Genomic DNA, 20,429 nt, shown 5'->3' on the forward strand with positions numbered 1-20,429 from the left:
TTTCAATAATTATGAGATTCATATCAAGATACACCTTTGTTTTATTTATTCCTCTCCTGGTATGGGGATTCGCTTCCTGTAAGGAGGAGCCCCTTGGCGACGTAGAGGCTATTTCGGGCTTGGGAGGCGACGTGGTGGTGCCGACAGCTATCGATAACTGGCTGATGGATAGCATTACAGTTCCTTACAATATTGCCTTTAAGTATCGATGGGACCAGTTCGAGTTCAATGATGTGTCGAAGACGTTGGTTCCTCCCGACGAGCAAAAAATTATTCCTTTGGCCAAAGTGGTTCGGAGCGCTTGGATCAAACCTTATATAGACCAAGTAGGTTTGGTGTTTTTTAATAAATATTCTCCCAAATTTTTTGTACTCTCAGGGAGTGTCCAATACCTCTCCAATGGCGCCGTGGTGCTTGGGCAAGCCGAAGGGGGGCGTAAAATTGTGGTTTTCGATGTCAATAATTTTATTACCAAGCAGGAAGCTGGATATGTGCCAGCACGGGATTCGGCAGTGGTTAAGGAATTTGTTCATACCCTGCAACATGAATTTGCCCATATCCTTCATCAGAACATCCTGTACCCGGTAGAGTTCAAAACGGTAACGGCAGGGCTCTTTCAAGGCGAAAACTGGATCAATGTAAGCAATACCGAGGCGCGGCAGGACGGTTTTATTACCGCCTATGCCAGTTCGGGCTTCGACGATGATTTTGTAGAAACGGTGTCCATTATGCTCATCGAAGGGAAGGCTGGCTGGGAAGCCATTTTGAATGCCATTCCCGAAGGCGTCAGTGCGAATGGTACCTCTAAGGCCGATGCCGTTGCCAAGCTTCGCAGGAAAGAGGCATTGGTGGTTAGCTACTTTAAGACGGCTTGGGGGATAGATTTTTATGAACTACAGGCTCGCTCCCGGGCCGCCCTTCAGCCATTATTATAAGATATTCCTTTTAATAAAAAGATATGAAAAATTATTATAACCCCATTTTTCTCCTGTGCTTGCTGGCCGGGCTAATGAGCTGCGAAAAGGAGGATTCGGTATTTGAGCAAACGGCCGACGAGCGACTTAATGCTACCCTGGCCGATTATCAAAGTCAGCTTTCAGGCGCTCCATATGGCTGGAAAGGGGTGATCTATCCTGGAGCCGGTGGGGTGTATAGTTTTTATTTTGAATTCGGAGACAATAACCGGGTGACGATGTACTCTGATTTTGGCCTGGAGTCGGCTGCTACCCCTAAGGAAAGTAGCTACAGGCTCAAAGCCATGCAGACCCCCTCTTTGATATTTGATACTTACTCCTACCTTCATGTGCTAGCGGATCCGTCGGGGAGTGTCAATGGTGGCGAGAATGGCGATGGGCTCAAGTCCGACTATGAGTTTTCTTTTCAACCCAATCCCGACAATCCGGATGAACTGACTTTGATAGGGACGAAGAATCAAACCCGGCTGGTGCTCATCAAGGCTACCCAGGAAGAAGCTGTGGCCTATGACCGTGGTGACTTGGCCAAGAGTTTTGTTTTTAGCAATATTGGTAAATACCTGACCTATTTCAAACGCATTACCTTAGAGGGCAAGGAGTATGAAATAGCGGTGAATCAGATCGCTCGGACCATTACCCTTACCTGGTTGGAGGGGAGCACCGTAAGTTCATTTACAACGGCCTACTACTACAGTTCGACGGGTGTTTCATTCATTACTCCCTTTGTAAATGGGTCGGTCACCGTGAATGGGTTTTCGAATATTACCTGGGACGAGACCAAGTTAAGCCTGGGTTTCACGGCCGCTGGTACCAGTTTGGTAGTTAAAGAAGCCGCCAAGCCTTTGAAGGTAGACGTGGACGCCCCCAAAAGATGGTACAATGCTGCCCTTGCGGAAGATACCTACTGGGTGTCTGAAACAGGTTTTCACCTTAACGGGGTCGACGATGCCTTTAATGTCAATTCATTGACAAATGGTACCGCCTATTATTATTTCTATCTTTATTGGCCAGGATATGGCCCCAATTACGACGGTTTTGGGCCGGTATTCGTCAATGATAACGCCTTAGCCCTGTACTATCTGGATGCTCCCGGTACACCTACCTTTACCAACGATGGCAGGGTGTTATTCTCCGGACTGGGTACGTTGGGCACATACCCTACCAGTGGCCCGGCCTTAGCGATACGGGATTACCTGTACGGTTCAAGTGGGTTTTATCTGATCCAGCTGAGCGATACCACCTACGACATGGTAAGTGCCGATGACGCGAAGGGATGGATTCATTGGGAAAAGTAAATGCGACTTTTCAGGGTGACACTTACCAGTACTTTCCATTTTTTTGTGTGAATAGAAAGGCCCTAACCAGTATGAATAAGTGGTTGAAGAGGGTTGGAATGAGACCAAAATGATGACGAAGTACTATAAATCGATCGATTAGAGACTTCCGATGGTTCTGTACCGACAATCCTCCTACCAGATAACGGCATAGGGCTACAGGAAGGTACTCTATGTTATTTGCTTTTTTGAGACAATTGATTTCCCAGTCGATATCCGCACTCAGGTTGTGAACCAGGTAAGGGCTAGCCAGTTTTTTTTTCGTGATAAAGGACTGATGGCATACCTTCATACCCGTAGCAAAATGCCTCCAGCTGAGGTTGGTGGGGAGCTTATGTGGGGTGTATGCGCTTCTAAGGCCTATCTCACGGCCATCGTCCCGGACCAACATCGCATCGCCATAGAGTATGTCCGGCTCGGTTTTCATAGCCTGCCACACCTGTGACAGCGTATGGCTGTCGAAAAGGCTGTCACCGGCATTGAGGAACCATATATATGTGCCCCTGGCCCACTGCTGCCCCTTGTTCATGGCATCGTACAAGCCTTCGTCGGGTTCGGAATAGACGCGACTAAGCAGGTGTGCATAACGACTGGCAATGGCCAAGGTATGGTCCGTCGATGCCCCGTCTACCAATATATATTCTAAGTCTGATTTGTTTTCGAGTTTATGCCAAGCCTTTTCTACACTTTGGAGGGTTCTTTCCAGATATTTTTCGGCCTGGAAAGTGATCGTAATTATAGTCAGTTTGGGCGTTGAGGGTTCCTTCATAATAAGCTTTGATAAAGGTCGAGGTGTTTCCGGGCAATCACTTCTTGGGTATATTCTCGCATTACTTTTTCTCTGGCTAAAGAGCCCATTTGAGGGGCTTTAAGCACGGCCCGGATACCCGCTGCGAGGGATGTTGCGGATTTGTATTCCGCCACGAATCCATTCTGCTGGTGGTCGATCAGGTCGGCTATCCCTCCGGTATTGAACCCGACGGCCGGTGTGCCACAGGCCATGGCTTCCATAATCGTATTGGGTAGATTGTCCTCCAGAGAGGGCACCACAATGAGGTCGGCAGCATTATAGGCTTGTACCATGGTCGACACCTCCGTGATTTGGCCCAAGTAATGCACCTTTACGCCCATCTTTTGAAATAATGTGGGATCACCTTTTCCAAAAATGAGTACCGCTATATCCGGATCCGGATTGAGTTGAAGCGCTTCTTGTAAGTACACGAAGCCTTTTCTGGGGTCGGAGGTGTTAGCACCTGAAAACAACAGCAACTTTTGGTCGGAGGGGAGTCCTAGGGCCATTTTTGCCTCCACTTTATTATTGGGACTAAATACGCTTGTGTCGATACAGTTGGGGATTCTGTGGGTCGCCATGCCTATTCCTAAAGGAGCTTGGCTGGCCAATTCTGTCAGCCATTGGCTGGGAGCGATAAAGCTTAACTTCCCCTTGGGGTATATGGACCGTTTCTTTTCAAATTGCTCGAAGGAAAGATCATAGGGGCCAGGCTTGGCCAAATAGGGGCATTCCTGACAGTGGGTCTGAAATAGGCTACAACCCCGGCTATAATGGCAGCCGCCCGTTAATGCCCACATATCATGGAGGGTCCATACGATTGGTTTGCCTAAGGAAAGTAGTTTTTCGAGGCCATTTAGGCCTAAAAGTCCAAAATTGAACCAATGCAAATGGATGACATCGGCTCTCTCAATGAGTGGATGCTGGCTAAGGGCTTCGCCGTACTGGGCTGGAGAGAAGGCATAGCGTTCGGAAGGGTCTTTTTCGTGAGGCAAAAAATATAGCCGTTCGCCAATAAAAGGCAACCAGCTTAGTTTTTTTTGCCAGGGCGACTCGGCGACTGGGCATACACCCTCTTCGGTAAAGTTAGCTCTATGTACCAGCATACACGAATTGGCGCCCGACTGGCGCAAGGCCTCGTTGAGTCTTAAAGCGGCAATAGCGGCCCCGCCTTCTCTGTGAAAAGTACTGATATGAACGATATTGATCACCCTTGTTTTGGTTTAGGTCTATAGCCAAAAATATTCAATTGTAAATCCATTACGTCGTTATTTCGATAGCGGTGGTTGATCAACGGGCTCGGTCGGTGCTGTTCGGTATCGACGTGGTATCGAAATCCATTTTCTTCCAATACCTGAATGACGCTGGCCAGGGATTGGTGCTGGCCGATATAGGAATGGAACTCTACAAAAATATTTTCGACCTTATGGAGTTCATACCTGCAATCTTTAAGTACCTCCGTTTCGGCCCCTTCAATGTCCATCTTTAGGAAGTCTACCCTACTCTGAGTAGCCAGGAAGTCGGCCAGGCGAATAGAGGGCACGAGCACCTTGTCGCCCCCCAAAAACATAGAAGAGGAGTCGGCCGCTTCATTGGCAAACCATATGCCCTGGTCGTCGGTCCACACCGCCTTTTCAATCAGGTTGATATCGGTAATATGGTTACGCTCCAAATTTTTTCGGAGGAGCTTGGCAATGCTCGGTGAGGCCTCGAAGGCGGTAATGTTTGCCCCTGGGAATTGCTGTTTATAATACAATAGGCTCATGCCAATATTGGCCCCACAGTCCACGATGACAGGCCTACTATTCTCGGAGTTGAATTGGTAGCTCTGGTCAGCGAATATTTCCTTATACTGCCATAAGAACGACATGCTGTCGGGAACGCTAAGGGCCGTATCGCCAAACTGAACTTCAGTTGGTTTGAAGCGCTGCTTATCGCCATATAGGAAACATAGTCGTAAGAATTGCCGGTATTCGGCAGTTTTGAGGGTATGAAAGGGTTCTTTAAGCAAATAACGCAGCCAGTACATAGTCTGTTTCCATGAAGGTGAATATACAGCTTCAAAGGTATTACTATTGCCGTGTTTTTGGAATTCCTAGGGTTTAAATAAAAGAAAAAGCCTTCCGGCGCGAGGCATAGTCGGTGGTAATTTTGACAAGCATGATTAATATGCATAGCTTTATGGCCCAAAAAAAAGAATCGATGTCGGAGCATACCACCGTTAAAATAGCCATCATTGGCCTAGGATATGTAGGCCTACCCCTCGCTGTGGCTTTTAGTGAGCACTATTCAGTGGTTGGTTTCGATATTAGCTCCCAGCGCGTTCAGGAGCTGTGCAGCCGATACGACCGCACCCTGGAGGTGTCGTCACAGGAATTGGAAGCGGCGCAAAACTTATGTTTTACGGATAGAATCGCCGACCTGAAGGATGCCACTGTTTATATTGTAACGGTTCCAACGCCGATAGACAATTACAAAAAACCCGATCTTGGGCCTTTATTGGCGGCTAGCGCAACGGTCGGGCGGGTATTAAAGCCCGCCGATGTGGTGATTTATGAGTCGACGGTGTACCCGGGGTGTACCGAGGAAGACTGTGTGCCTGTTTTGGAAAGGGAGAGTGGCTTGCGCTTCAATCAGGATTTCTATTGCGGCTATTCTCCAGAACGTATTAATCCTGGTGACAAAATCAATACCCTTAAAAAGATACAAAAGGTTACTTCTGGTTCCACCCCCGATATAGCCCAGTTTGTGGATCAGCTATATAAAAGTATCATTACTGCTGGTACGCATTTGACCTCCAGTATAAAGGTAGCCGAGGCTTCCAAGGCCATAGAGAATGCCCAAAGGGATGTTAATATATCCTTTGTTAATGAGCTAGCATTGATCTTCGACCGGATGGGAATCGATACCACTGAAGTGCTAGAAGCGGCAGGTACTAAGTGGAATTTTTTGAAATATAAGCCTGGCTTGGTAGGTGGGCATTGCGTAGGAGTAGACCCCTATTACTTGGCTTATAAGGCCGAATCCTTGGGGTATTACCCACAGGTAATACTGTCGGGTAGGAGAGTTAATGACACGATGGGGGTCTTTGTGGCCAACAAGCTGGTGAAGTTGATGATCAAAAAGGGGCATAAAATAGAAGGGAGCAGGGTCTTGATTTTGGGGGTGACCTTTAAGGAGGATTGTCCCGATATCCGCAACACAAGGGTAGTCGACGTTTATAATGAGTTGACGGACTTTGGGATGCAAGTACATATTTACGACCCCTGGGCTAGCCCTTCACTGGTGAAAAAGGAGTATGGCCTAGAATTGGCAGCAAGCCCCGTAGGCCCCTATGAAGCGGTGGTATTGGCGGTGGCGCACAAGGCCTTTCAAAGCTTAAGCCTCGTATCGCTAACCCAAGCCAATTCGGTAATCTTCGATCTGAAATCGGTACTTCCGCCAGACGGCGTCGACTCCAGGCTATAAAATCTGCCAGCGTGCTTAGAAAATTTTATAACGAATCAGGTTCTTGATTTTTAACAATAGGGGAAGCTTATAATAGGCTCTAAAGGCCTCAAGTACGCTTGGGGTCGGCTCAATGTCGCCGTTGATCTGAAGGGGAGAGGCACTTAGCGTATTGTCAAAATAGTGGTTAGTGGTTTTAAAATTGGTGCCACTTCCATCGGTACCGATGTTTTTAATTTTGGATCGGACCGGATATACCCCATAGGCATGGTGCTTGGCTTGGGTCCAAGTCCAGCGTACCGCCCAGGAATCGATAAGCCCCTTTTGTTGCTTAACCAACATGGGCCATAGGTCGTCGCCACCCTGCACCATTTTTCGTTTCAACTCTTTACGTAATTTGGAGTCCTCAAAGTCTTTTACTTGCCAATCGGCTTTCTGCCAGCGGTCGTTCCAAGTGCCCCATCCCCAGGAACTAGCCCTTGGGGCCATGTATAAGTCGAAGGGATAGCCATCGGGAATAGCGACAGGAGGGGCGTAGCCAGTCACCGAAAACACTTCCGCCCTGGTTTTAAAGGTCTCCAAGGCTTGGTTCATAAATACAAGGAAGTCTTTGGCACAGATCATATCGTCCTCCAAAACGATGATTTTGCCATGAGCTAACAGTCCTTCACTAACCCCCTGAATTACCGAATAGGCGAGTCCCTTGTTTTGTTCTGATGCTATAATATGTATGCTTCCAAAACCTTTTACCTCCTTTAAATAATCCCTAACTTGGGTTACCAAGTGCCTATCAGCGGCAGTTTTCGGCCCGTCCGAGTAAATGGTCAGGCTCGATTCCGCCGCCCAGTCGCATTGCAATAGGGAAGTGATGGTTTGCTGCAGATGCCATGGACGGTTGTAGCAGAATAAAATGATAGGGGCAAGCGGTTGTTTCATGGTCTGGGATGCAGGGCATAAAGAACGGTGATTGCAAAGTAAAATGAATTAATCCGAAAAATAGCCCCTAATCACTAGGTATTCTATAAGAAGGTAGCGAAGATAGGCATGGGGGCTGATAGATGTTTGTCAAAAGTAAGATGAAGGTCTTAGGATAGATTTTTAGTTTATGTATATCTTTGTTTGTTATAAAACTATGGCACACTTGAAAATCATAAATGTTGTTGGCGTTCGCCCTAATTTTATTAAGGTGGGTGCGCTCCATAGGGCTTTCTTACATAATAAGGATGTCGAATCCAAAATTGTGCATACGGGGCAGCATTTCGATGCTAAAATGTCTGAAGTTTTTTTTGAACAATTAGAGTTGCCACAGCCCGATTATTATTTGGGTATCAACGGGGGGTCGCACTCGGTGCAAACGGCCCAAATGATGATGGCTTTCGAAAGTGTATTATTGGACGAGAAGCCCGATGTAGTATTGGTGGTGGGGGATGTAAATTCTACCGTCGCTTGCGCCTTGGTGGCGGCCAAAGAGCAGGTTCCTTTGGTGCATGTAGAGGCAGGCCTGAGGAGTGGAGATCGGACGATGCCGGAGGAAATTAACCGTATTCTGATCGATAGTGTCTCCAATTTATTTTTTACTACCGAGTCTTCTGCAACCGAGAACTTACTCCGCGAAGGGATAAGCAAGGAGAAGATCCATTTCGTAGGGAATGTGATGATCGACTCGCTGGTACGCTATCGCCAGAAGGCTCAAGAGCTTCATGTTGGGAAGCAATTTGGATTAAAATCGGGGGAGTATGTGCTAGTTACCATGCACCGGCCCGACAATGTGGATAGTGAAGTAGGGCTGAAGGGTGTGTTAACGATGCTAGCATCCATTGCTGAAAGGCAAAAGGTCATCTTTTCTATGCACCCCCGGACGCGCCTCAGTTTGCAGCGCTTGGGACTTCTCCTGCGGCTAACGGCCATGGAAGGAGTGGTGCTCGTAGAGCCACAGGGGTATTTGGAGTTCTTAAGCCTGATGTTGGATGCACGATTGGTTATCACCGATTCGGGTGGCATTCAAGAAGAAACCACTTTTTTGCAAATTCCTTGCATTACTTATCGCTCGTCGACCGAAAGGCCCGTTACCGTGGCCTTGGGGACCAATTATTTGGCATCGGACCTGTCTCCCCAGACGGTACTGGGGCTAGTCGACGAAATCGTTGCGGGGAATGCCAAAAAGGGGAGTATCCCTCCGTTATGGGATGGGCATGCGGCGGGGAGGATTGCCGCTGTAGTATTGGAAACTTATAGAAAGCCCAGCTAGTAGGAGTAAGGATGCGTCACGCTGGCCTTATCATACAGCTACCAGGTGTTTTTGAGAATAAAAAATGATAGAAAGTAAACTTATATTCATTGGTTTTAGGCCAGTTTGTTCATCGTTGTTGTGGGTATAGTCGTTCGTCAGAGTTTAAAAGCGGGACTTGGATCCTATATTGGGGTAGGAGTAGGGATCATCAATCAAATGTATATTTCTACGAAATACCTGTCTGTCGAACAGTTGGCCTTGTCGCGATTGCTTTTCGAAAACAGCTTGGTATTTTCGGCCTTTGCCCATCTAGGGACTCCTTTTATAGCCGATAAATTTTTTGGTCTTTTTCGCAATGATGAAGAGGAGCACCATGGCATTTTACCGTTCTTACTCTTCCTTCCTTTTATAGGTTCTATCCTATTTGCAGGAATATATCTGGCCTGTTCCGACGCCATACAGGGCTACTATGCAGAACGCTCGCCTATGATCCTGAAATACCATGTGTTGGTAATTCCAATTACTATTTTCTGGATTTACATATCGGTGCTGGAGTCTTATTGTCGTAATAATGCGCGCATTGCAGTTCCGGGCTTCATTAGGGAGGTATACCTGCGGCTAGCCAATATGCTTCTAATCCTAATATTCGGATTGGGATGGTTAAGTTTCGATACCCTCATGTATCTGATGGTGGCTTCCTATGGAGTGGCCGTAATCTTTTTATGTATTTATCTCAAACATTTGGGCAAATGGTACTGGCGGTTTCCCAATCGGACGATTCTGAATGGCAAGCTCATCAAGCAGATATTAGGCTATGGGAGTTTTACCCTGCTGGGCGGGCTCGGAGTGAACATGATGCTATTCATTGATCGCTCGATGCTGGCCGGTGAGAGGGGGCTGATAAGTACGGGGATCTTTATCATTGCCACCTATATGGCTGGGGTGATCGAAATTCCACGGAAAGCTATCGCACAAATATCGATCCCCTTACTGTCCGACGCCCTGTTAAGGGGGGACCTGCAGCAAGTAAGGACGATGAACCGCAAGTCGGCACTCAATCAGCTGATCGCAGGTGGTTTGTTCTTCCTTCTGATATGGAGCTGTATCGATGAAATTTTCTTTCTTATTCCCAAAGGAGATACCTATGGGGAAGGGAAGTACGTAGTCTTATTTATAGCCCTGGTCAAGGTTTTTGATATCGGCACGGGCCTCAATACTGAGATTATCTTATATTCCAAATACTTCCGTTTTGCTACGCTGTTTATCTTGGCGGCGGCTGTGTTGGGCTTTAGCCTCAATCTATGGCTTATTCCACTATACGGTTTTACGGGAGCCGCTATCGCCACAGCTTTGACTACCCTCGTATATTCCGTCACCCGGATGACCTTCGTATGGCTAAAGTTTCGAGTGCTGCCCTTTTCCTACAAAACCCTCCAGGTGATGGTCGTATTAATGGCCTTGTACGGTCTGACATGGCTAGCTCCCCATTATGAAAAGAATGTGGTCAATACCCTCCTGTCTATCGTGATGAAGTCGGCATTGCTAGTCCTGATTTTTGCTAGCCTTACCATTTGGTTGCGTATTTCCGAGGAAATTAATGAGCTAGTCAGGGTAGGGAAAGCCAAGGTGTTTGGAGGCAGGAAGTAGCTACCGCTGCCTTTTAAAATTCCAGGTCTTTTACTTTTATTTTGGTCGCTGTTTGTAATCGTTGTTCTATAAACGGGATGTCGCGCAAATAAATGGTATTGGATGGATTAGGCGTGTCAATAGCCTTCAAGCTACGGGTAGATGGGCTATAATTATAAGGGCGAAATCCTACGGCTATCAATTGGTTGTGGATATAATTTTGGCCAAATTCGTACTGCTCACTAAGTCCATTGGTCTCGATAATAATGGCTTTCAACTGATGGTTGGCAATGGTCTTTTGGGCCCCATTGATCACATTGGCTTCATAGCCCTCTACGTCGATTTTAGCCGCCAGGACCGTATCGGGTAGTGTCATATCCAAAGTAGTGACGGGTACGCTGCGAGTAGGTGTGCCCGTTTCTCCTTCTTTCCACACATGGTTAATGGCGTCTAGGCTATCGGTAAAAGTCAAAGTACCCTCTTTGTCGCCTACCCCTAGATTATGCAGGGTAGCGTTCTTTTGAAGCTGATTAAAGGTAATGTTCCGTTCTAGCCGCCGGAAAGTGGAAGGGATAGGCTCGAATGCAATGGTATGTGCGCCGCATACTCCCGCCGCAAGTACCGAATAGACGCCTACATTGGCTCCCACGTCGGCAAAGGTGTCGTTGGGTCGTAATAGATGCATCAAAAAAAGCATCTCCTCGGTATCATATAATCCTGTATAGATCTGCAACTCCGCACTAGACATGCCTTTTTCCACCACCAGATAGGTGTTTTCAATAAAAGGATATACCATGGGGTAGTCGTGCAGGCGTATGGCAACCCCTCTTTTAAAGAAAGTAAATAGGGCGGGTATGGCCTTATTCTTATTGAGTGGATGGCTTAATATTGTTTTTAGCGTACTTAGTTTCATTCTTGGTCAGGACTTTTTGGTACAAGGTAATATCTTTTTTTATTTTCATATAAACTTGACCAAGAAACTTAGATGACTTCGCTGGTTGAATCAAACGCTTTGAACCAATCATTCTTAAAGGTTTCCACCCCGCCGATACGTCTCTTAAAGAGGGCCAAACTAGGCTTGTAGGCACCGGTACTATCCAACGATAGGCCGAAGTCCAAATACGGGATTCCCATATTTTGGCAGTAGGAATAAGCCGCCTCATAAAGGAGGATTTGTGGGCTGAAGTGGCGATAGGCAGGGTCGTCGGCCAATAGGAAGGTAAATAATACCGACGGGCTAACCCTTACCGCCACGGCCAAGGCCAGGAGCTTTCCGTGGAGTTCGGTGCCAAAGAGGATATAATGCTCAGGGAAAAGTAGAAGCATTTCACAGAATTCCTTTTTGTTTATTGAAAGGGTATAGCCTCTCATTTGTCGATGGACTTCGAGCCAGTCGTAGGTGTCGGCTGGGGTGGGACGGGGTTCTAGCGGCCTACTGGAAATCTCGGCCTTTCGAGCTTTTAGGAGCCTCCTCTTTTCCATAATGCTTATGCGATCCACAAAGGGTCGGTGGTCCAACTGAATATGTAAATTTATTTTACGTTCGTAGAGGGTATATCTTCGCTTTTTTAATATCAAATCCATGGCACTTGGCGTTGCATAGATAGGACTTGGGGTCTTGATTAGTAAACTTTGTTGAGCATTGGACTGTAGCCAGGTTTCAATGGTGGTTAGTAAAAAGTCTAAGGCGGGGGCCGGACAGTTGACGGGGCCATTGACGGAGCCGAACGGCAAGGAGGCTACCGATATCCATTGCCTCGGTTTCTTACTAGTGAGAATCATTTGTCCAATAATTTTCTTACTTTTATTACTGTAAAGTAAAAATGAAACGAAACGGTTTTTGTGTATTAATCTAATAAGGCCTAAATTGTAGTAAAATAGGGGTTCAAAGTCGACTAAAGTGGGTTCGCAAGTTTCCCCTTCCATGAGAAATACTTCCCATTGGTTACTTTTTTGGCAGGTGGTAAGTGACGCTTTGATCATAAATAAGGTGCTTATTTGAGTATCAATGATTTAGTGCCAATGCGATAAGGGTATCTTATTTGAAAGGTGTATCAAATAAATACGTCGAACTTGTTCCATGACTTTTATTCAACTGAGTAGAATATACTAGGGTTAGCCATAAGCTTTTCTAATTTCATCGTTATCTTTGTTAATATTCTAAAGAGTATTCCTAAAAGGTATCATTTTATTGTGGCTTATTGGGAGTATTTCTTTAATTTGTTGAGGTTTGCAAGATTTTTATATCATTTTTGTTGTATTAATCTGGCTTGAAGGTTTGCCGTTTTTCTAGTTTTGGACCAAAAAGTTTTTCATGAAACACATTATAATTGCCGAGGATCATGCGGTTGTTCGCATCGGCACCAAGCATTTATTACAATCTTTATTACCAGACGCGGAAATTACGGGCGTTGATGATTTCGATGGAATTATTACAGCCATGAATGAAAGGTCCTACGATCTACTGATCCTCGACATCAACATTCCTGGAGGGAATAATACGAAAATGGTCGAAACGATTCGGGCAAAGGCTCCGGATATTAAAATCTTAATGTTCTCGGGATATGATGAGCAGCTGTATGGATTGCTTTACCTGCAGGCAGGAGCCGATGGCTATTTGTCCAAAGATGCACCAGAGGAGGAGTTTAAGACTGCCGTGACCAGTGTATTGGCCAATCGCAAATACATGAGCGAAGAGATGCAGCAAATTAACATCAATCGCTTGATTAACCCTAAGGAGTTCCAGCCAGATCCGGTAGTGTCACTATCGCCCCGGGAGACCGACGTGATGAATTTGCTCAAGGAGGGCTTGGGCACGGCAAAAATTGCCGAGAAACTCAACCTGCAGCTGTCGACGGTAAGTACCTATAAAGCGCGTATTTTCGAGAAATTGGGTGTTAAGAATATCGTAGAGCTTATTACCAAGATTAAATAGCGCCGCTTTTTGATAAAGCAAGAGGTTTATAGATTCCGCTCAGGGATGATTTTATAAATGTTTAAGCAATATTGAGAATGACCCTAGCAGGCACCTGATGTCGGTTTGGGTCATTTTGTTTTTGGTCGAAGGGAGTTGATTTAAGAATAATAGTAGCCTTAATTACAGTTAAGTTATGAGAAAGTTAATGGTGGAGGAGATGAACCGCCTCAGTGTGGAGGATTTTATCGAGTCAGAGAAATTTCCTTTTCAAATCCTGCTCGATAATATCAGGAGCCTGAATAATGTAGGTTCCTTTTTTCGTACTGCCGATGCCTTCAGGGCCGAGAAGCTGGTCTTGGGAGGGTACACCCCACACCCGCCGCATCGGGAGATCACCCGGAGCGCACTAGGAGCCGAGAACTCGGTAGCCTGGGTGAAGGTCGAATCCTTGGAGTCCTATGTATTGCATCTGAAGGAAAAGGGATACCAGGTGGTGGCCATAGAGCAAGCGGAAGGGAGCATATCTTTGGAGGATTTTGTGCCTATGGAGGGAGTGGGTTACGCATTTATCTTTGGGAATGAGGTAGAAGGCGTAAGAGATGAGCTCATGGCGCTTTGTGATGCATGTTTGGAGATCCCTCAATTTGGTACGAAGCATTCCTTGAATGTATCCGTAAGTGCTGGTATAATTCTTTGGAGTTATGTTTCAAAAAAAATTAACTAAAAGATAATACATATTATTTGGTGGATTGTTTTATAGTTAGAAATTTGTATCTTTTGGTACTTTTTGCCAAAAAAACATTAAGAATAGGAAGATATCTTATTTTCGAGTACCAACACCAATTTTTTGCTTATGAAAGCCAATGTAAAAAAGTTGTCCAAAGCGATAGCGAGTTCAATAACGGATAAGGTAGCTGCGGTTACCTCGGATTCCAAAAAAATTAAAAAATCGATTGGAAAGGTAGCTGACAAGTTGGCCAAGAAGGTAGCCAAACTTGAAAAGGATGAAGCCAAGAAAAAAGACAAGGCTAAAAAGCCGGCTAAGTCTAAAAAAAAAAGTAAAAGCGTTAAAGCGAAAAAAGTAGAAAAGAAGGCCAAAGTAGTAGAAAAGCCTAAGTCTGCGGTAGAGGATGTGAAAGAAAGTTCGGTAGTTGAGGCGCCAGTAGCTCCTAAAGCACCGGTAACTCGCAAGCCACGTACTCCCAGAGCACCCAGGACACCTCGGACTACCGCTGCCCAAAAAAACACCACTACGCGTACCCGTACTCCTCGTGCTAAAGCGGCTGCAGCCAAGCCAGAGCTAGCCTCCGAAACGGAAACTAGCCCTGCTAACGAAGCAGGTAACTAATTTGATGTCAACTGAATCATAGGGGTCGTTTGGAATAAACAAACGACCCCATGTTATTCTTTGGTTCCCTCCTTACGCGACTCCCTATTTGGTGTGAAAAAATCACTGACCATAGGCCTATGTCTTTCAGAGCGTTTTGTATAGGGGTATATTCCGTTTGCATGGTAGGGGTGGAGGCTTTGTCGCAATCCCTCAACGACGTCGTGATTACCGAGTTGATGGCCGACCCGACTCCCCATCATGGGCTACCAGCCACGGAATATTTGGAGCTTTACAACCGGACTGCACAGGCTTTTTCTCTAAAAGGATGGAAATTGAAGATTGGGAATACTTCGATCACCTTGCCAGATACCTCCCTAAGGGCATACTCCTACCTCATATTATCTCATAAGGCCAATCAGCAGCTATGGCTGTCCTATGGCTCCACCTGTGGGCTTCCCACTCTCACTCTGCCCAATTCCGGGGCCTTACTCGCCTTATACACTTCCCAAAACAGATTGATTTTTTCTCTGGATTATCGCCTATCCTGGTGGCCTGCCAACCAGCGTGGGGGTGGGTATTCCCTCGAAATGATGGACCGTAATAGGCCCTGTGTGGGTTCGGCTAACTGGCGGGTATCGCTTAACCTGCAAGGAGGGACCCCTGGTGGGCAAAATAGTGTGGACCGAGATGTGCCCGATCGTAAGGCGCCGGTATATGCTTATTGGGGCTTAGTGGATGGCCGGCGGATCCGAATGGTGGCATCAGAGCGGCTCGATAGCCTGGTCGTTTCCCAACCTCACTTATATAAATTACCCGGAAGGAGCATTGACCGAGTCGAACTAGAGTCGCCGCTTCGGACCAATATCCTGCTATACCTGAATGCTCCCTTGATAGCGAATCAGACCTATAGCTTGGAGGTTATGAACATGACGGACTGCGCAGGTAACCGTACACCCGTTTTTGATGTGCCTGTAGGGATCCCTCTGGAGGCCGACTCTTCCGACGTGGTCATATCTGAATTATTATTCAACCCACAGGCCAATGGCGTCGATTATGTCGAGCTAGCCAATCGTTCTGGCAAATTTATAGACCTGAGTGGTTGGAGTTTAGGTAATCTTAAAAACGGACTAGATGCGAATTTTCATCTTTTGGGCCAGGAAAGTATCTTGTTGGCACCGCATTCCTTTATTATTTTGAGTACGGATGGGCTTTTGGTATGGGAACAGTACCCTTATAAAGGTGAGAGAGGCTATGTAGATGTGTCGGCCATGTCCGCTTATGTGAATTCGGCAGGCGGGGTGGTTCTAAAGGATCGAAATGGGCTGGTAGTCGATCGGTTTTTGTATTCCGAGCAGCTGCATGATCCGCTGCTGAGTCAGGTTAAAGGAGTGGCTTTGGAACGGGTGGACCTAAGTCGTTCGGCTAACGAAATGGGTAATTGGCGCTCAGCATCGGCGCAGAGTGGGTACGGAACACCCGGCTATGAGAATTCGCAACGACATACCCAAGCCCCTACAGGCATGGTGACACTAACGGTCGAAGGTATAAGCCCCAATAACGATGGTGTCGACGATGCCATGGAGATCGTATTTGACCTCGCATCGGCGGGTTATTATGGTACCATTACCATCTTCGACAGCCGGGGTAGGGTCGTAAGAAAGCTGTTGCCGCTGGCTACTTTGGGAGGGCAGGACCGAATCGGCTGGGATGGTACCGACGACCAGGGCATGTTGGTGAGCGGGGGATATTATTTTATTAATACGCAGATCTGGTCCTCCAAGGGTTTTAACCAACAGTTTTATAATAAAGTAGTCGTAGCGCGCTGACCCTTTTAATTTGGCTCTTAAAATCGGAGGCCAATTGTGGCCAGCATTCTACCGGTGGTGCCTTGCTCGTGGCGATAGGAAAAATAATCGCCGGAATTAAGAACCGTGGAATAGGGCGAAACTTCGATTTGATCGGCCTGTAAGCCAGCTGCTAAAAGTTGCTTTCTATTGGCTCCTTTTAGGTCTACCATAAACTTACCTCGTGAAGGGTCCCAGTCCTTAAGGTCTTGGTCGAAGTGTTCGGCCACTTCGGGGCCTACTTCGAAGGACGCATAGTCGATGCAGGTACCTATATAGGCTTGGCAGTCCTTGGCTTGGGTATGGAACGTAGCTTCCATAGTTTTTAAGGTTTTTTCAACAATCTTTCCGGCCGTACCCCTCCAGCCTGCATGGATAGCCGCTATGGCTCCTTGAACAGGGTCGAAAATCAGTATCGGGGTACAGTCGGCAATGGTAACGGCCAGTTGTATATTTACATGGTTGGTCACTAGGGCGTCATAACCTTGATAGGCCCCTGGCTCGGTCACGTGCAGCACTTCCGTTCCATGTATTTGATGCGACTTCGCTACTCGTTCATAGGAGACCTGAAGGGCATTGAAAAATCGATGGTTGTTTTCAAGGATGTTTTCGGGACTATCCGTTCCTTGGCCGCCCAGATTGAGCGAGTGGTATGGGGGCAGGCTTACCCCACCGTGGCGCGTGCTTTCTGCGGCTATGAGTCGCGGCTGGGAGGTCCAGATGGTAGGATTACGGAACAAAGTTGGAATATGGCTATGCATCTTCAAATATAAAGACCATTTTGTCAAAATACGGTATCTTTGGGGCCTGATAACCTGATTGTCTTGTTATTATTCTAAATACATCTTCATAAAAGAACCTGAAGTGTTGATAGTCAGAAGAGTAGTATAGGTCTTAAAACAGCGAAAAATAGTATGCTAAAGGTAAGTGTTTGTGTAGTTACCTATAATCATGAAAAGTTTGTAGCAAAGATGTTGGAGTCTATACTCATGCAGCAAACGACCTTCGATTTCGAAATCATAGTAGGAGACGATTTGTCTAAAGATGGAACCCGGTCGATCCTACAGGCGTATCAGAAGCAATATCCCGATAAGATCAGGCTACTATTGCATGATAAAAACTTAGGATTGAATGGGAAGTTCAATGCGCTAGCCACCTTTGCTGCGGCCAAAGGTGAGTATATTGCCCAGTTCGATGGGGACGATTATCTCACCTCTCCCCATAAGCTTCAGCGACAAGTGGAGATGCTGGATGCTAATCCGCATTATACCGCTAGTTTTCATAATGCCGAGGTGATCTATGACGATAATGCGGCACCGCCTTATTTGGTCAATTGGATTAAAAAACCGGAATTTTATGTCGAAGATTTGATAGGAGAGGACGAGTTGTGCTTTATTGCCACCTCCAGCCTGATGTTTCGTAGGGAAGATTTCGCCAAACATCCCGACCCGGAGTGGACCAACTTATCGACCAGTGGAGATATACCCCGAAACATTATGTTGGCCAAGCGTGGGCCTATCGGGTATATCGATGAGGTGATGTCGGTATATCGGAAAAATCGGGGTGGGGCCAGCTTTGCCGATAACCATTATGGAGCGGATTTCTTATTCAACCGGATACAAATGTATTCTAATATCAACAAGGAGTTGAACTATGAGTACGATGATAGATTAAAAAAGAATATAGCCACCTATTATTATAAGCTTCTATTTTCGAGGGAATACAAGGATCGTTATTGGCCCAAACTGAAGTTTGCCTTAAAATACCTGAAGCTAGCCCAGCCGGAGGGTGATACCCGTAAAGCCGTTCTTCGGGATCATATTATCCCGCCCATTTTGATGAGAATTTATAGTTATTTCGCCATTGGAATGTACCAATTGCGGAAATGATTTGCAGGATCGTTTTGGAGGAGGGGTACTTTTCAAAACGATCCCTTAGATTTTCTTAAAAGAGCTTCTCTTCGGGAGGGGTGACGCCATTCAAGCGTAAATAAATGGTGCACTGGCCTCGGTGATGGGTCTGATGCTCAAAGCCCTTTTCCAGAGCTAATCCACTCTTAACGTCCATTCCAAAAAACTTGATAGATTCATCGAAATCCGAATCTGCCATTCCCTCAATGGCCGATATGACGAAATCGTAGCTGTTCATTACGGCTTCGGTAATGGTAGCCTTAGAGAGGTCATCCCCTTTCTCAATCGACCCCTTCATAGGGCTTTCAATCCCGGATGCTGCGGAAGCGAAAGCATAATTGGCGTCGGCAATATGCCCCATTTGTTGTGCGAAGGAGCGTATATCGGGTGTAGGCTTCATGGCATAGGCTGCCTCGGGCATGGCCTCTAAGTACTCCATGGTGTAGGTCTTAGCCCTTTCCCAATTGGCGATCTGCTGTTGTTTGGTCTCTTGGGCAAAGGCCAAGCCTGCCCATAACAGCCCCATCGTGGATAGTATTAAACGTTTCATATCAGTTTGTTTAAGTGTATATTACCTACAATTTAAAAAGATTGAAGATTAAAAACTATTTATCTAATTGATTTTCAGTTGTATGTAGGTTACTTGTGGAGAGCCTGATGGTTATGGATGGTGGGGGCAATTGAGGTGATATTTGCTAGTAATAAGGGTTTATGAGCGAAAAGTCGAAGCAACATTTAGAGAAATATTTGGATTTGGGCCACAATCAGGTGGAGAACCATGCCAAAACTCAACAGAAGATATTTGAAAAAAAGACGGGAGAACATGCCACGGTAACACGCAAACTATCCGAGTTTTTTAAGACGAACATCGTAGCCTTTGCCTGGCACTATCTTAGGAGCCGCTTTGGCGTCAGGCATCCCTATTGGGCGTATCCGCGACATGGACAGTCAGGTTGTTTTAGGTTACAGTCGAGCCGTTCTCACCAAGACGGGGTTACCTTGGCTTTGGCGTCGGATTGGGCTAGCGACACCGTAGAGTCCGACCGCATTGGGGCCTTAATAGCCACCCATGTTCCCGATTATACGATTCATCTGGGGGACATATATTTTGTAGGAACGGAGGCCGAAGTCCGTGAAAATTTCACGGCCCCTTACGCCTCCTGGTATTATGGACCATCGGGTAGTCTAGCACTTTCTGGTAATCATGAGATGTATTCCAATGGAAACGCGTACTTCAACCACCTGTTGCCAGCCATGTATGTGCGAGAGGGGGAGACCGTTATGACCCAGCAAGCAGGGTTTTTCTGTCTGGAAAATGACCATTGGCGCATCATAGGCCTCGATACCGGCTACACATCGGTAGAGCGACCCTTGGTCGAAATTATAAGCCCACCAGACTGCCATCTTCGTAAGGAGCAGCTGGCTTGGCTGCGCGATGTGGTCAAGATTGGGGACCCTGCCGACCGTCGGGGTATCGTTATCCTCAGCCACCATCCCTATCTTTCCGCCTTTAGGGAAGCCTATAGCCGCCCCGCCGAGCAGTTACAGGAATTAATGGGGGAGGCTCAGCGCCCCATCATATGGTTTTGGGGGCACGATCATCGGATGGTGCTCTATAAAATGGCTCAAATTGGCCATGGGCCGATGGTGTATGGGCGGTGTATTGGGCATGGAGGGATGCCAGTAGAAACGGACCCCGCCGAAAGTAAAGAGGAGCAAGCGAAGATATTGCTCTACGACCGCCGGGTTAGAGTCGTCGTTAAGGGGCATCCAGTAGGGTATAACGGATTTGTAAAGCTAAGCCTGCAAGGGCCGGAGTTGGAGGCGCAATATATCGATCTGGATAACCGGGTGGTGGCCAGGGAACATTGGCTAGTAGATACAAAAAATGGCCAACTCGATTGGGAACTCATAGAATCCCTTTCTGAATTGGCCGAATAATTTATGGCAGCAGGGTCGGATCAGTGATGATCTGCAGTATGCGCCTGATCTTTATAATTTGCGGCAAATGTTACTACCAAGCCAAT

The 20,429-nt window shown here is 46.6% G+C and carries 19 protein-coding genes; 11 read left to right on the forward strand and 8 right to left on the reverse strand.

Translation table 11 applies throughout. The annotated features are described in order from the left end of the window. The first annotated feature begins 11 nt into the window (after positions 1-11). Together CLV98_RS03900 and CLV98_RS03905 are read left to right on the forward strand one after the other, a co-directional pair. Positions 12-935: a zinc-binding metallopeptidase gene (locus tag CLV98_RS03900; protein WP_109672923.1), complete on the forward strand. Its 924-nt coding sequence runs from the start codon at positions 12-14 to the stop codon at positions 933-935. Positions 936-958: 23 nt separating this feature from the next. Beyond that, positions 959-2,269, forward strand: a complete 1,311-nt coding sequence (locus tag CLV98_RS03905; RefSeq protein ID WP_109672925.1) for a DUF4302 domain-containing protein — start codon at positions 959-961, stop codon at positions 2,267-2,269. Positions 2,270-2,291: 22 nt separating this feature from the next. Here CLV98_RS03905 and CLV98_RS03910 read toward each other — a convergent pair whose 3' ends face one another. From CLV98_RS03910 to CLV98_RS03920, 3 genes are read right to left on the reverse strand one after another with little or no spacing between them, the layout of a single operon-like run. Then, the gene (locus CLV98_RS03910) at positions 2,292-3,077 is read right to left on the reverse strand and encodes a glycosyltransferase family 2 protein (protein WP_109672926.1); all 786 of its coding nucleotides are present in this window, start codon (positions 3,075-3,077) and stop codon (positions 2,292-2,294) included. After that, a complete protein-coding gene (locus tag CLV98_RS03915; RefSeq protein WP_229203192.1) occupies positions 3,074-4,309 on the reverse strand; it encodes a glycosyltransferase family 4 protein in 1,236 nt (411 codons plus the stop codon). The genes CLV98_RS03910 and CLV98_RS03915 overlap by 4 nt, the downstream gene beginning before the upstream one ends. Then, positions 4,306-5,127: an FkbM family methyltransferase gene (locus CLV98_RS03920; RefSeq protein ID WP_109672928.1), complete on the reverse strand. Its 822-nt coding sequence runs from the start codon at positions 5,125-5,127 to the stop codon at positions 4,306-4,308. The genes CLV98_RS03915 and CLV98_RS03920 overlap by 4 nt, the downstream gene beginning before the upstream one ends. Before the next feature lie 152 nt (positions 5,128-5,279). On the opposite strand from CLV98_RS03920, the gene CLV98_RS03925 reads away from it, so the two are divergent. Further along, entirely contained in the window at positions 5,280-6,566 is a 1,287-nt protein-coding gene (locus tag CLV98_RS03925) for a nucleotide sugar dehydrogenase (protein ID WP_310588693.1), read from the forward strand. A gap of 15 nt (positions 6,567-6,581) precedes the next feature. Here CLV98_RS03925 and CLV98_RS03930 read toward each other — a convergent pair whose 3' ends face one another. Then, complete coding sequence (locus tag CLV98_RS03930; RefSeq protein ID WP_109672930.1) at positions 6,582-7,481, reverse strand: glycosyltransferase family protein; 900 nt, start codon at positions 7,479-7,481, stop codon at positions 6,582-6,584. A 205-nt stretch (positions 7,482-7,686) separates the two neighbouring features. On the opposite strand from CLV98_RS03930, the gene wecB reads away from it, so the two are divergent. Together wecB and CLV98_RS03940 are read left to right on the forward strand one after the other, a co-directional pair. Further along, positions 7,687-8,793 (forward strand): non-hydrolyzing UDP-N-acetylglucosamine 2-epimerase, encoded by a 1,107-nt coding sequence (gene wecB, locus CLV98_RS03935; RefSeq protein ID WP_109673073.1) that lies wholly within the window; start codon positions 7,687-7,689, stop codon positions 8,791-8,793. Positions 8,794-8,898: 105 nt separating this feature from the next. Continuing rightward, on the forward strand, positions 8,899-10,422 hold the full coding sequence (locus tag CLV98_RS03940) for a lipopolysaccharide biosynthesis protein (RefSeq protein WP_229203193.1): 1,524 nt from the start codon (positions 8,899-8,901) through the stop codon (positions 10,420-10,422). Positions 10,423-10,435: 13 nt separating this feature from the next. Here the strand turns inward: CLV98_RS03940 and CLV98_RS03945 are convergent, their stop codons facing one another. Next, entirely contained in the window at positions 10,436-11,314 is an 879-nt protein-coding gene (locus CLV98_RS03945) for an FkbM family methyltransferase (protein WP_109672931.1), read from the reverse strand. Between the two features lie 68 nt (positions 11,315-11,382). Further along, positions 11,383-12,183 carry a GNAT family N-acetyltransferase gene (locus CLV98_RS03950; RefSeq protein WP_146202227.1) on the reverse strand — a complete coding sequence of 267 codons (801 nt, stop codon included), beginning with the start codon at positions 12,181-12,183 and terminating at the stop codon, positions 11,383-11,385. Positions 12,184-12,715: 532 nt separating this feature from the next. Between CLV98_RS03950 and CLV98_RS03955 the strand changes: the two genes are divergently transcribed. The 4 genes from CLV98_RS03955 (at position 12,716) to CLV98_RS03970 (ending at position 16,474) form a co-directional block, all read left to right on the forward strand. Then, positions 12,716-13,336: a response regulator transcription factor gene (locus CLV98_RS03955; RefSeq protein ID WP_109672935.1), complete on the forward strand. Its 621-nt coding sequence runs from the start codon at positions 12,716-12,718 to the stop codon at positions 13,334-13,336. A 175-nt stretch (positions 13,337-13,511) separates the two neighbouring features. Then, on the forward strand, positions 13,512-14,042 hold the full coding sequence (locus CLV98_RS03960) for an RNA methyltransferase (protein WP_109672937.1): 531 nt from the start codon (positions 13,512-13,514) through the stop codon (positions 14,040-14,042). Positions 14,043-14,171: 129 nt separating this feature from the next. Continuing rightward, positions 14,172-14,666, forward strand: coding sequence for a histone H1/H5 family protein, HCT subfamily (locus CLV98_RS03965; protein WP_109672939.1), 495 nt, complete (start codon positions 14,172-14,174; stop codon positions 14,664-14,666). Positions 14,667-14,785: 119 nt separating this feature from the next. Further along, complete coding sequence (locus CLV98_RS03970; protein WP_158281197.1) at positions 14,786-16,474, forward strand: lamin tail domain-containing protein; 1,689 nt, start codon at positions 14,786-14,788, stop codon at positions 16,472-16,474. A gap of 17 nt (positions 16,475-16,491) precedes the next feature. Here CLV98_RS03970 and pgeF read toward each other — a convergent pair whose 3' ends face one another. After that, on the reverse strand, positions 16,492-17,253 hold the full coding sequence (pgeF, locus tag CLV98_RS03975; RefSeq protein WP_109672942.1) for a peptidoglycan editing factor PgeF: 762 nt from the start codon (positions 17,251-17,253) through the stop codon (positions 16,492-16,494). Between the two features lie 153 nt (positions 17,254-17,406). Between pgeF and CLV98_RS03980 the strand changes: the two genes are divergently transcribed. Beyond that, positions 17,407-18,381, forward strand: coding sequence for a glycosyltransferase family 2 protein (locus CLV98_RS03980; protein WP_109672944.1), 975 nt, complete (start codon positions 17,407-17,409; stop codon positions 18,379-18,381). 55 nt (positions 18,382-18,436) lie between these two features. On the opposite strand, the gene CLV98_RS03985 is transcribed toward CLV98_RS03980, so the two are convergent. Then, a complete protein-coding gene (locus CLV98_RS03985) occupies positions 18,437-18,952 on the reverse strand; it encodes a DinB family protein (protein ID WP_109672946.1) in 516 nt (171 codons plus the stop codon). Positions 18,953-19,113: 161 nt separating this feature from the next. On the opposite strand from CLV98_RS03985, the gene CLV98_RS03990 reads away from it, so the two are divergent. Next, positions 19,114-20,343 carry a metallophosphoesterase family protein gene (locus CLV98_RS03990; protein WP_109672948.1) on the forward strand — a complete coding sequence of 410 codons (1,230 nt, stop codon included), beginning with the start codon at positions 19,114-19,116 and terminating at the stop codon, positions 20,341-20,343. Positions 20,344-20,429: the final 86 nt, after the last annotated feature.

It is taken from the genome of Dyadobacter jejuensis, assembly GCF_003149085.1.
Lineage (GTDB): Bacteria > Bacteroidota > Bacteroidia > Cytophagales > Spirosomataceae > Dyadobacter > Dyadobacter jejuensis.